Annotated in this window: 12 protein-coding genes; 2 read left to right on the top strand and 10 right to left on the bottom strand. The window is 55.3% G+C overall.

Annotation, left to right across the window (positions count from 1 at the left end):
* Window positions 1-78 precede the first annotated feature (78 nt).
* Window positions 79-1353: a tyrosine--tRNA ligase gene (tyrS, locus tag AC4OVS_RS12555; protein WP_022647913.1), complete on the top strand. Its 1275-nt coding sequence runs from the start codon at window positions 79-81 to the stop codon at window positions 1351-1353.
* Between the two features lie 66 nt (window positions 1354-1419).
* Complete coding sequence (gene pdxY, locus AC4OVS_RS12550) at window positions 1420-2280, top strand: pyridoxal kinase PdxY (protein ID WP_023299959.1); 861 nt, start codon at window positions 1420-1422, stop codon at window positions 2278-2280.
* A gap of 60 nt (window positions 2281-2340) precedes the next feature.
* On the opposite strand, the gene gstA is transcribed toward pdxY, so the two are convergent.
* The 10 genes from gstA to AC4OVS_RS12500 form a co-directional block, all read right to left on the bottom strand.
* On the bottom strand, window positions 2341-2946 hold the full coding sequence (gene gstA / locus AC4OVS_RS12545; RefSeq protein ID WP_023299960.1) for a glutathione transferase GstA: 606 nt from the start codon (window positions 2944-2946) through the stop codon (window positions 2341-2343).
* A gap of 105 nt (window positions 2947-3051) precedes the next feature.
* Window positions 3052-4560 (bottom strand): dipeptide/tripeptide permease DtpA, encoded by a 1509-nt coding sequence (gene dtpA / locus AC4OVS_RS12540; protein ID WP_022647916.1) that lies wholly within the window; start codon window positions 4558-4560, stop codon window positions 3052-3054.
* 608 nt (window positions 4561-5168) lie between these two features.
* The gene (gene nth, locus AC4OVS_RS12535) at window positions 5169-5804 is read right to left on the bottom strand and encodes an endonuclease III (protein WP_015570668.1); all 636 of its coding nucleotides are present in this window, start codon (window positions 5802-5804) and stop codon (window positions 5169-5171) included.
* On the bottom strand, window positions 5801-6487 hold the full coding sequence (locus AC4OVS_RS12530) for an electron transport complex subunit E (protein ID WP_003857592.1): 687 nt from the start codon (window positions 6485-6487) through the stop codon (window positions 5801-5803). The genes nth and AC4OVS_RS12530 overlap by 4 nt, the downstream gene beginning before the upstream one ends.
* 2 nt (window positions 6488-6489) lie before the next feature.
* On the bottom strand, window positions 6490-7110 hold the full coding sequence (gene rsxG, locus AC4OVS_RS12525; protein ID WP_491922469.1) for an electron transport complex subunit RsxG: 621 nt from the start codon (window positions 7108-7110) through the stop codon (window positions 6490-6492).
* 10 nt (window positions 7111-7120) lie between these two features.
* On the bottom strand, window positions 7121-8173 hold the full coding sequence (gene rsxD, locus AC4OVS_RS12520) for an electron transport complex subunit RsxD (RefSeq protein ID WP_491922468.1): 1053 nt from the start codon (window positions 8171-8173) through the stop codon (window positions 7121-7123).
* Window positions 8174-10195 carry an electron transport complex subunit RsxC gene (rsxC, locus tag AC4OVS_RS12515; RefSeq protein WP_491922467.1) on the bottom strand — a complete coding sequence of 674 codons (2022 nt, stop codon included), beginning with the start codon at window positions 10193-10195 and terminating at the stop codon, window positions 8174-8176.
* The gene (rsxB, locus tag AC4OVS_RS12510; RefSeq protein ID WP_491922466.1) at window positions 10188-10766 is read right to left on the bottom strand and encodes an electron transport complex subunit RsxB; all 579 of its coding nucleotides are present in this window, start codon (window positions 10764-10766) and stop codon (window positions 10188-10190) included. The genes rsxC and rsxB overlap by 8 nt, the downstream gene beginning before the upstream one ends.
* Window positions 10766-11347 carry an electron transport complex subunit RsxA gene (gene rsxA, locus AC4OVS_RS12505; protein WP_022647920.1) on the bottom strand — a complete coding sequence of 194 codons (582 nt, stop codon included), beginning with the start codon at window positions 11345-11347 and terminating at the stop codon, window positions 10766-10768. The genes rsxB and rsxA overlap by 1 nt, the downstream gene beginning before the upstream one ends.
* Before the next feature lie 76 nt (window positions 11348-11423).
* Window positions 11424-11864, bottom strand: coding sequence for a DUF2569 domain-containing protein (locus tag AC4OVS_RS12500; protein WP_015570663.1), 441 nt, complete (start codon window positions 11862-11864; stop codon window positions 11424-11426).
* Window positions 11865-11904 lie beyond the last annotated feature (40 nt).

The raw sequence follows: 11904 nt of genomic DNA, 5'->3' as shown, positions 1-11904 counted from the left end.
TTTATTCTATGGTCCTTTCGCATCAGGCGAAAAGTCGTGTACCGGCAAAGGTGCAGTCGTTTATACATGGAGAATTTGATGGCAAGCAGTAACTTGATTAAACAATTGCAAGAGCGGGGCCTGGTGGCCCAGGTGACGGACGAGGAAGCGTTAGCAGAGCGACTGGCGCAAGGCCCGATCGCGCTCTATTGCGGCTTCGATCCCACCGCTGACAGCTTGCATTTGGGGCATCTTGTTCCATTGTTATGCCTGAAACGCTTCCAGATGGCGGGTCATAAGCCTGTTGCCCTGGTTGGCGGTGCGACTGGTCTGATTGGCGACCCAAGTTTCAAAGCCGCTGAGCGTAAGCTGAATACCGAAGACACCGTGCAGGAGTGGGTGGATAAGATCCGTAAACAGGTTGCACCGTTCCTGGATTTCAACTGTGGTGACAACGCTGCGATTGCGGCGAACAACTACGACTGGTTTGGTGGCATGAACGTGCTGACGTTCCTGCGTGACATCGGCAAACACTTCTCTGTTAACCAGATGATTAACAAAGAAGCGGTCAAGCAGCGTCTTAACCGTGACGATCAGGGTATCTCTTTCACCGAGTTCTCCTACAACCTGTTGCAGGGGTATGACTTCGCCTGCCTGAACAAGCTGCACGGCGTGTCGCTGCAAATTGGCGGTTCTGATCAGTGGGGTAACATCACCTCCGGTATCGATCTGACCCGTCGCCTTCACCAGAATCAGGTGTTTGGTCTGACCGTGCCGCTGATCACCAAAGCAGACGGTACCAAGTTTGGTAAAACCGAAGGCGGCGCAGTATGGCTGGATCCGAAGAAAACCAGCCCGTACAAATTCTACCAGTTCTGGATCAACACGGCGGATGCCGATGTTTATCGCTTCCTGAAATTCTTCACCTTTATGGATATCGAAGAAATCAATGCGCTGGAAGAAGAAGACAAGAACAGCGGTAAAGCACCGCGCGCCCAGTATGTGCTGGCCGACGAAGTGACTAAACTGGTTCACGGTGAAGAAGGTCTGGCAGCGGCGAAACGCATTACGGCGAGCCTGTTCAACGGGACCCTGAGCGATTTAAGCGAAGCGGACTTCGAACAGCTTGCTCAGGATGGCGTGCCGATGGTGGAGATGGAAAAAGGCGCCGATCTGATGCAGGCGCTGGTGGACTCCGAGCTCCAGCCGTCTCGCGGTCAGGCGCGTAAAACCATCGCCTCTAACGCGATCACCATTAATGGCGAAAAACAGGCCGATCCGGAATACACCTTTACCGAGAACGACCGTCTCTATGGTCGCTACACGCTGCTGCGTCGCGGTAAGAAAAATTACTGCCTGGTCTGCTGGAAGTAATTAAAAGTACGCAGGGGCGTGGGAAACCACGCCCCTTTTGTTTTGACAGGGTTTGGTAAGTACAACATGAAGAACATCCTCGCCATTCAGTCCCACGTTGTTTTTGGACATGCTGGCAACAGCGCTGCGGAATTCCCGATGCGCCGCCTCGGGGCCAACGTCTGGCCCCTCAATACCGTTCAGTTCTCGAATCACACCCAGTACGGTAAATGGACCGGCTGCGTGATGCCGCCGTCGCATCTGACGGAGATCGTTCAGGGGATTGCGGATATCGACCAGCTTAAACGCTGCGATGCCGTACTGAGCGGTTATCTGGGTTCGGCGGAGCAGGGGGAACATATCCTCGGCATTGTGCGCCAGGTGAAAGCGGCAAACCCCGCGGCGAAATATTTCTGCGATCCGGTGATGGGACATCCGGAAAAAGGCTGCATCGTCGCGCCGGGCGTTGCGGAGTTTCATGTCCGTCATGCATTGCCTGCCAGCGATATTATTGCGCCCAACCTGATTGAACTTGAGATCCTGTGCGAGCATCCAGTCAACAGCGTAGAAGAGGCTGTACGCGCCTCTCGCGAGCTCATCGCCCAGGGGCCAGAGATTGTGCTGGTTAAGCACCTGGCACGCGCAGGGTTGAGCCAGGACCGTTTTGAAATGCTGTTGGTGACGAAGGATGAAGCCTGGCACATCAGTCGACCGCTGGTGGATTTCGGTGCACGTCAGCCTGTCGGAGTTGGGGATGTGACCAGCGGTTTGCTGCTGGTGAAGCTATTGCAGGGCGCAAGCCTGCGCGATGCGCTGGAGCACGTCACCGCAGCCGTTTATGAAATCATGATTGCGACGAAGACGATGCAGGAATATGAGCTACAGGTGGTTGCGGCGCAGGATCGCATCGCGAAGCCCGAGCATTATTTCAGCGCAACCCAATTGTAAGAGCAGGGATAGTGTAGGCCGGGTAAGCGCAGCGCCACCCGGCAATACAGCGCGCTCGGATTAATTCAACCCTTCTGCCTTCAGCGCCGCTGCAACCGCAGGGCGTGCCGCTACGCGTTCCATATACGACGCAATATGATCTAATCCTTCCAGGTTCAGCTTCACCGCGCGCGCCCAGCGCAGAACGGTAAACAGATACGCATCAGCAATGGTGAAACGCGCACCGCAGATCCACTGATCGTCTTTCAGTGATTCATTAATGTACTGCATCTTTTTCTCAAGTAACGCACGTACGGTCGGTTTGTACTCTTCCGGAGTATCCGGGCGGAACAGCGGCGTAAAGCCTTTGTGCAGCTCGGTCGCGATGTAGTTAAGCCACTCAAGGGTTTTATAGCGAGAGATACTGCCTGTTGGTGCCAGCAGCTGACGATCAGGCACGTTGTCGGCCAGGTACTGCATAATCGCCACGCCTTCGGTCAGCAGCGTACCGTCATCCAGCAGCAGGGCCGGAACCTGCCCTTTTGGGTTAATCGCAAAAAAGTCATCCCCGTTTTCCAGGCGCTTTTTCATCAGGTCAACGCCGTCCAGCGTGAAATCCTTACCGCTCTCGCGAAGGGTGATATGCGAAGCAAGAGAGCAGGCGCCCGGTTTATAGAACAGTTTCATCGGTAACTCCTTTTTGCTGAGGTTCCCGCTATGTTAGTGCGCGTTCAGATAAAAAAAAAGCCGCTAATCAATTAGCGGCTTCTGTTCAGTCGTTTCCCGATGACATTACGCGTTCGCGGTGTTGATCGCTTTAGCGGATTTGTCGTCGTCCTGCGTCATACGATTGAGTTTTGGTGCGGTGAGCAGCATCAGCACGGCAATTACGGCTGTCGCGATACCAATTTGCATGAACACGGTGCCGTAGACGTTCAGGGAGACCAGCGGGTCGGTAACGTTGTCCGGTACCGCCATCAGGTTCGCAATCTTACCTGCAATGATGGCTGCGCCAGCGGTCGTCAGGAACCAGCTACCCATGATGAAGCCCATCAGACGCTGAGGGACCAGCTGTGCAACCATCGCCAGGCCCAGACCGGAGATCATCAGTTCACCGATGGATTGCAGCGCATAGCTCAGGATCAGCCAGTTAACAGACACGATACCCGCGTCGGTCGCGAATTTCGTCCCCAGCGGCAGCACCAGGAATGCGCCAGAGCACAGCACCATACCGATAGCGAACTTGTGCGGCATCGGCAGACGGTCGCCCATCTTGTTATAGATAGCGGCCAGAATCGGGCTACCAATCATGATCCAGAACGGGTTCAGTGCCTGGTACTGCTCCGGCTCGAACGCGATACCCAGGATGGAGTGCTCAACGTTGCGGATTGCGAAGAAGTTCAGGGACGTTGGCATCTGGCTGTACAGGACGAAGAAGATAATCGCTTCCAGCATCAGGATGAACGCCACAATCATCTTACGACGTGCCGCACCCTGCATCGCGAAGGCTTCTTTAGCGAAGATAATCACGATACCCAGCGCAACCACGGCCAGTACGGCACGTGCAATACCCTGGTTGTGCAGCAGCCAGGTCGCGACAGCGGCCAGGATCACAATGCCGACGATGGTTGCCAGCAGTTTGCCCATATGCACGGGTTCGAAGTCTGGTTTAGAACCATAATCTTTAACCCAGCTGCGACAGAACAGGAAGTTCACAACGGTGATCAGCATACCCACGAAGCTCAGCGCAAACGCTACGCTCCAGCCGAATTTCGCGGCCAGCCATGGAGTTGCCAGCATAGAGAAGAATGAACCGATGTTGATGGACATGTAGTACATGGTAAATGCACCGTCCAGACGCGGATCATCTTTGTTGTAGCAGGTAGAAAGCAGGGAGGACGGGTTAGCCTTAAAGAGGCCGTTACCTACCGCGATGGTAGCCATGCCCATGTATACCACGCCCGCATCGTGCCCGGACCATGCAACCAGGCCATAGCCAATCGCCAGAACCACGGCGCCCAGCATAATGACACGTTTCGTACCGAGGACTTTATCGCCTAACCAGCCGCCGATGGCGACCAGGCCATAGACCAGAGCGCTGAAGGACGAGAACAGCGTGATGGAATCGGCTTCGGACATACCCAGTTGCTTAACCAGGTAAACGGCCATAATCCCTTGCAGGCCGTAGTAGCCAAAACGCTCCCATAATTCGATAGAGAAAATGAGATAGAACGCTTTAGGCTGTTTGAAAGCGTTAAGACTTACGCTCTCATCTGTTGGTTTATTGTTTGCAGTAGACACATATACCTCTTTTTTTACATCCCATATTAACGGGGGTGTTCATAGCGTGATGACCGTAGTCCATCCGCTTTATAGTTATATTGGGAGGGGAAACGGCGGGTAATGTTCACTATCCAGCCCCATCTGGCAATACGTTTGTAATAATCTGTTACATATAACTGTGGTGGTATAATCATCGGTTCACGCAAATGTTATGCAGCGTTAAATTTCATCCGTTGAGAATTGGTGGTTTTTTTCACTGTAAATGACCCTGATGAATGGCTGTATGGCGATATGTTCTGCTATTTTGGGTGAAAGGCAGTGATATAGCCCATATTCTGAAAAATGACTGGTCTTATATGCGGTGAGTAAAGGATGAGATCTTGTCTGGCAAAGGCGTGGAGAGGGTTTTAAAAACAAAAATACAACATCAAGTTATCAGAGTGATCGCGATCACAGATTTATAGAAATTTTTGGTGATGAAAAAACTATTAACCTGTTTGAGTGTTAAATATCCGCAGAATCGACAACACTTTATGGACAATGAGAGGGAAAATTACGGCCAAGGGAGAAGATATTAGAGCCCTTATTTAATCTAAGGGCTTGAACAGTAACAAGTGTATGTACCTTCAGGGATAGACTTTTTCTTTGTATTCACAGAGATCTTCGATAATGCAGGAGCCGCAGCGTGGCTTACGTGCAATACAGGTATAGCGCCCGTGAAGGATTAGCCAGTGATGGCAATCCACCTTAAATTCCGCAGGGACCACTTTTAATAGCTTTTCTTCCACCTCTTCCACGTTTTTACCCGGCGCGAACCGGGTGCGATTAGAAACGCGGAAGATGTGAGTGTCCACGGCGATCGTCGGCCAGCCAAACGCCGTGTTGAGCACGACATTTGCCGTTTTACGCCCGACGCCTGGCAACGCTTCCAGCGCTGCGCGATCTTCCGGGACTTCACCGCCGTGCTGCTCAAGCAGGATCCGGCAGGTCTTAATGACGTTTTCGGCTTTACTGTTAAACAGGCCGATGGTCTTGATATAGGATTTTACCCCTTCAACCCCCAGCTCCAGCATAGCCTGCGGCGTATTGGCGACAGGGTAGAGCAGGGCCGTGGCTTTGTTGACGCTCACGTCAGTGGCCTGCGCAGAGAGCAGCACCGCGATCAACAGTTCAAACGGCGAGTTAAAATTCAGCTCTGTCGTTGGATGAGGATTCTCATCGCGCAGGCGCGTCAGGATCGCAATGCGTTTCTCTTTATTCATACTGCTTTCTCGGGGATCCCTTCCTGTACGCTGCGTTCAGCGGCGCGGCGTTTACGTTTTTCATCAATCAGGTATTTTAACGCCAGCATCATTCCAAGGCCAATGAATGCGCCTGGCGGTAGCATGGCCAGCAGGAATGGGGTGTCCGTATGGAACACCTCGATACGCAGCGATTTCGCCCAGCCGCCAAGCAGCGCGTCCGCACCGTCGAAGAGCGTACCGTTGCCCAGAATTTCACGCAGAGAGCCGAGGACGAACATGGCGGCAGTCGCGCCCATGCCGATGGAAAACCCATCCAGCGCGGAAATTGCCGGGTTGTTTTTCACCGCGAAGGCTTCAGCGCGTCCCACGACAATACAGTTAGTCACGATAAGCGGAATGAAGATCCCGAGCGACTGGTACAGGCCAAATGCGTAGGCGTTAATTAGCATTTGCACGACGCTGACCACCGATGCAATGATCATGACATAAATCGGAATACGGATTTCCGATGGCGTCCAGCGGCGCAAAACAGAAATGGAGAAGTTGGTCAGGGTCAGCACCAGCGTGGTCGCCAGCCCCAGCCCGAGCGCGTTGGTGGCGGTAGACGTCACCGCCAGCAGCGGGCACAATCCCAACAGCTGTACCAATGCCGAGTTGTTCTTCCAGAGTCCCTGGACGATAACCTCTTTAACCTGGCTCATGGTCACTCCTCACAGGCGGAAAGATGATTGATCTGCGCGGGCAGCGTTTCGGCATACAGACCGGCGCGTTTGACGGCGTTGACGACCGCGCGGGGCGTAATCGTGGCGCCCGTGAACTGGTCAAACTCACCGCCATCTTTTTTCACCGCGAAAGCAGGATCGTCCTCGCCATGAATCATCTTACCGGCAAAGCGTAAAATCCAGTCGCTCAGGCGTGTTTCAATTTTGTCGCCAAGGCCCGGCGTTTCGTGATGTTCCGTCACGCGCGTACCCAGCACGGTGCCGGAAAAATCGCTGCCTACCAGCAGCTGAATTGCGCCAGAGTAACCGTCCGGCGCGGTGGCTTCCATGATGGCACCCACCGGGTTCTCGCCCTTACGGGCAATATAAACGCGGTGTGTTCCTTTACCGAGCTGCGGGGCCTGCACGACAAAGCAGCTTTTTTGCAGGTTATTATCATAGAAGTCTGATGGGATCACCTGATCGAACAACGCCTTTTGCTGCTTCATTGCCTGCTCTTCAATGGTGCTTTTCGTCAGTTCATTTACCAGCGCGGTCAGCCCGGTGAGGGCGGCGGCGAAGATCGCCAGCGTGACGCCGTGTTTTTGCATAGTCTTTAGCATGGCGTAACCCTTAGCGATGACCGTACACGCGTGGACGCGTGTAGTAGTCGATGAGCGGAACGGTGATGTTAGCCAGCAGTACGGCAAATGCCACGCCGTCCGGATAGCCACCAAAGCTGCGAATAAGCCAGACCAGCAAGCCCGCCAGCGCGCCGAAAATCAGACGACCTCGGTTGGTGGTAGAGGCGGTGACCGGATCGGTCAGAATAAAGAATGCCCCGAGCATGGTCGCGCCGGAGAGCAGATGGAGCTGTGGGCTGGCCAGTGACTCAGGTGAGATGACCCAGCCGAGCGTTGAACAGACGGCCAGCGTCACCAGGAAGCTCACCGGAATATGCCAGCGGATCGCTTTTTGTTGCAGCAGGAAGGCACCGCCCAACAGGTAGGCCAGATTGACCCACTGCCAGCCCGCACCCGCCAGTACGCCGCTGTAAATAGACGATTTCATCACCTGCTCGACGCTGTGGCCGGCACGCAGGGAGGTTTTGAAGGTATCGAGCGGGGTGGCCTGGCTGATGCCATCCACGCCCATGCGAAGCGCGTTCATATCCGCGCCCATCGCGGTGTGGCCAGTAAAGATAACGTTCAGGGCATCCATAAAGCCGGGCACCGTGGCGGCGATCTCATGCGGCGGCAGCCAACTGGTCATCTGTACCGGGAAGGAGATCAGTAGCACCACGTAACCAATCATTGCCGGGTTAAACGGGTTATGGCCCAGCCCACCGTACAGCTGCTTGGCGATGATCACCGCAAATACCGTTCCCAATACTACCATCCACCACGGGGCGAACGGGGGAATGCTGAGGGCAAGCAACAGGCCGGTCAACAGGGCGGAGTTATCGCTCAGGATGCGAGTCACCTCCATTTTGCGCAGCTTCAGGATCGCTGCTTCCGCTGCGACGGCACTGGCGCAACCCAGAACTAACTGGAAAAGCGTACCCCAGCCGAAAAACCAACACTGTACGGCAATACCTGGCAACGCGGCCAGGCACACCAGCATCATAATACGCGATGTCTGGCGCTGGTTATGGGTATAAGGGGAACTTGCAATTCTGAAAACCATTTAATCCTCGTTAACGGCTTGCTGCGCGGCTTTCTTTGCCTGAACACGCGCAATCGCGGCGGCGACTGCGGCTTTGCGTGGATCGTCGTTGGCGGCCGCAGGCCGTTCGTCCTGCTGTGCCGCTTTTCGTGCTTTGGCACGGGCGATGGCCGCTTCAACGGCGGCTTTACGTGGGTCGACAGGCGCTTCACTCTCTTCGGCAGGCTGAAGCTGTGCCGCTTTACGTGCTTTGGCGCGGGCGATAGCGGCTTCAACGGCCGCCTTGCGCGGATCGGTCGCTTCCTGTTCAACCACCACTGTCTGTTGACCGGCTTTACGGGCTTTTGCCCTGGCGATAGCCGCTTCCACCGCCGCTTTACGCGGGTCTGTGTCGGCTTCCGGTTTGGCGTTTTGCGCCTTCTCCGCCTGACGTGCGCGCGCTTCGGCTTTACGCGCTTCGCGGGCGGCAATCGCTTCGCTATTGTCCGGCTTTTGGCCAGACACGATCGCTACCGGCTGAGCGGCAGTCGCGTTCTTCTCCCGCACACGGGCGAGGGCAGCGTTAATCGCATCCTGATCTTTCGCCGCAGGCTGCACGGCAGCCTGCTTATGGCGTTCCTGACGGGCTTGTTTCTCGCGCTCCAGTCGCGCCTGGCGCGCTTCAAAGCGGGCCTTCGCTTCAGCGGCACGTTTTTCTTCCATGGAGATAGCGTAGATTTCGGCTTTCTCCTGACGAAAGTACTGCACCAGCGGAATATTGCTTGGGCAGACCCAGGCACAGGCACCGCATTCAATACAGTCAGACAGGTTATGCGCCTGGGCTTTATCGTGCAGCTGGCCTTTGCTGTACCAGTACAACTGCTGCGGCAGCAAGTCTGCCGGACACGCATCCGCGCAGGCGCTACAGCGTATACAACCTTTCTCTTCCTGCGTTTCGCCCATCTCCGTTGGGGAAGGGGCGAGCAGGCAGTTGGTAATCTTCACCACTGGCACATCCAGCCACGGCAGGGTAAAGCCCATCAGCGGGCCGCCCATAATGACCATCTGCTCGCTCCCCGGGCAGAAGCCAGCCTGTTCCAGCAGATGATGCACCGGCGTACCCAGACGCGCCCAGACGTTGCCGGGACGGGAGACGGACTCGCCGGTCAGCGTGACGACGCGTTCGGTCAATGGCTCTCCGTCAATCACCGCACGTTTCACCGCGTAGGCAGTACCCACGTTTTGCATCAGCACGCCGATATCGGACGAACGGCCCCCGTGGGGAACCTGTTTTCCGGTCAGGATCTGCGTCAGCTGCTTCGCCCCGCCGGATGGGTATTTGGTTGGAATCACGCGCAGGGCGATATCATGGCTGTCCGCCAGCACCGCGCGCAGCATCGAAATGGCCTGCGGTTTATTGTCCTCTATACCGATCAGCACTTCGCGGGGTTGCAGGATATGCGCAAGAATGCGAATACCTTCCACCACCTGCGCGGCACAGTCCTGCATAAGACGATCATCGGCGGTGATGTACGGTTCGCACTCGGCGGCGTTAATAATCAGCGTTTCGATTTTATCGCCGCCGCCGTGAAGCTTGGCGCCGGTCGGGAAGCCAGCGCCTCCAAGACCTGCTACGCCAAACTGATGAATGCGTTCAATCAGCGCTTCACGGCTGCGGGAACGGTAGTCGCTCCAGCCGTCACGATCGATCCAGCGATCTTCCCCGTCGGCTTCAATGATGACGCTCAGCTCAGACAACGCCGAGGGATGGGCAACGGTATGGGGGGCAACAGCCACCACCTTGCCCGAAGTCGGGGCATGTATCGGCAACATACGTCCACGACCAAAGGTCAGCGGCTGGCCGCGAAGGACGGTATCGCCTTCTTTCACGCACAGCTCGCCTTCCGCGCCGATGTGCTGTTTCAATGGCATCACGTAGCGGGTCGCCAGCGGAATTTGACGCAGCGGCGTACCGTTTGACTGGGTTTTCATTTCCGGGGGATGGATACCGCCGTCGAAGTCCCAGATCTTCTCTTTTCTGAAAGCAGAAAATAACTTAAGCATGTTGTTCCACAGGAATATTGCGAACCGGAATGGTCTGAAGATCCCATTTCCAGCTTTCGGTCGTCGTTTCAACCGGGCGGAGTTCTATACACTGCGTCGGGCAGGGGGCCACGCAGAGGTTACAGCCGGTGCACAGGTCCGCCACAACGGTGTGCATGGCGCGGGTTGCGCCTACAATGGCGTCGACAGGGCACGCCTGAATACATTTGGTGCAGCCGATGCAGTTGGCTTCGTCGATAACAGCAAGGGCACGAACGGGCTCCTGCGCCTGTTCATCGCCGTCGACAGGCTGCGGATCGACGTTCAGCATTGCAGCTATTTTAAGCATGACCGCTTCGCCACCCGGCGCGCAGCGGTTGATCTTTTCTCCCTGCACGCCCACCGCCTCAGCGTAAGGACGGCAGCCAGGGTAGCCGCACTGCCCACACTGGCTCTGCGGCAAAAGCTCATCAATTTTTTCAACCACCGGATCGTCCTCTACCGCAAACCGGCGGGAGGCATAACCCAGAATGATGCCAAAGACGAGTCCCAGTACGCTGATGGACGCGATGGCAATCCAGATAGCACTCATTACAACTTCACCAGACCACTAAAGCCCATAAAGGCCAGAGACATTAAACCTGCGGTCACCAGAGCGATGGCGTTACCGCGAAACGGCGCGGGAATATCCGCCGCTGCCAGACGCTCGCGAATCGACGCGAACAGGACCATAACAAAAGAGAAACCGACCGCCGCGGAAAAACCGTACAGCGCCGACTGCATGAAATTATGCCCAAGGTTGATGTTGAGCAGCGCCACGCCCAGCACAGCACAGTTGGTGGTGATGAGGGGCAGAAAAATACCCAACAGGCGATACAGGGCAGGGCTGGTTTTACGCACTACCATTTCGGTAAATTGCACCACCACCGCAATGACCAGAATAAAGGACAAGGTGCGCAGGTAGAGCATGTCCAGCGGGATCAGGATCCAGGTATCAATCAGCCATGCGCAAATGGAGGCCATCGTCATCACGAAGGTGGTGGCCAGCCCCATGCCCATTGCCGTCTCCAGCTTTTTGGAGACCCCCATAAACGGGCACAGGCCAAGGAACTTCACCAGTACGAAGTTATTAACCAGCACAGTTCCGACAAAGAGCAGTAAGTAATCGGTCATTATTTAGCCTGAAATAAAAGAGCCGCCTATTATCGGATAAACGACAACAGGCCACAACAGGTTAACTGTAAGGTTATTACGGGTTAACGAAGGTCTTCTTAACGCGCGTCGACCGCTTGAAATAGGGCACCAGAAGCGCCGTTGCAAGCAACGGAAAGAGTAGCTGGCGAACCGCCAGTGCGTCAGAAACTGGCGAAAAAGCGAACGCTTTGACGGCAAGCAGCACGGAGACCAGCAGCCAGATAATGTAATGTTTCGGCACGCTTTTGCGGCGTTTGAAGAAGGCGATGGTCAGCCAAAGCGTGTAGTACCACATCGCGATTGCGAAAACGAACGACACAAACCACGTCGCAATATTGAGCGCGCTCTGAGACATCAGTGTCTGGATAGCATGAGGAGTAACCAGTGCAGTGGTGTAAAGCAACAGCGCCAGCGAAGCGCTTAATAAAGCCACCAGCAGCCATGCCAGCGGGGCGATTAACCAGCCCCCAATTCTCTCTCCAGGCAATGCGGTCATACGCTCTCCCATAGTCTGCGCGAAATGTTATACAGAAATT

The organism is Enterobacter sp. 4974935, from assembly GCF_058661735.1.
The sequence above is the reverse complement of the archived record's forward strand: the minus strand, read 5'-3'. Positions and strand labels throughout refer to the sequence as shown.

Bases quoted from the DNA above. Each gene is read 5' to 3' on its own strand.
- rsxB (WP_491922466.1), bottom strand. From the start codon at position 10,766: ATGAGTGCTATCTGGATTGCCATCGCGTCCATCAGCGTACTGGGACTC.
- rsxD (WP_491922468.1), bottom strand. From the start codon at position 8,173: ATGGTTTTCAGAATTGCAAGTTCCCCTTATACCCATAACCAGCGCCAG.
- AC4OVS_RS12500 (WP_015570663.1), bottom strand. From the start codon at position 11,864: ATGACCGCATTGCCTGGAGAGAGAATTGGGGGCTGGTTAATCGCCCCG.
- gstA (WP_023299960.1), bottom strand. From the start codon at position 2,946: ATGAAACTGTTCTATAAACCGGGCGCCTGCTCTCTTGCTTCGCATATC.
- nth (WP_015570668.1), bottom strand. From the start codon at position 5,804: ATGAATAAAGAGAAACGCATTGCGATCCTGACGCGCCTGCGCGATGAG.
- rsxG (WP_491922469.1), bottom strand. From the start codon at position 7,110: ATGCTAAAGACTATGCAAAAACACGGCGTCACGCTGGCGATCTTCGCC.
- tyrS (WP_022647913.1), top strand. From the start codon at position 79: ATGGCAAGCAGTAACTTGATTAAACAATTGCAAGAGCGGGGCCTGGTG.
- pdxY (WP_023299959.1), top strand. From the start codon at position 1,420: ATGAAGAACATCCTCGCCATTCAGTCCCACGTTGTTTTTGGACATGCT.
- rsxA (WP_022647920.1), bottom strand. From the start codon at position 11,347: ATGACCGATTACTTACTGCTCTTTGTCGGAACTGTGCTGGTTAATAAC.
- rsxC (WP_491922467.1), bottom strand. From the start codon at position 10,195: ATGCTTAAGTTATTTTCTGCTTTCAGAAAAGAGAAGATCTGGGACTTC.
- AC4OVS_RS12530 (WP_003857592.1), bottom strand. From the start codon at position 6,487: ATGAGCCAGGTTAAAGAGGTTATCGTCCAGGGACTCTGGAAGAACAAC.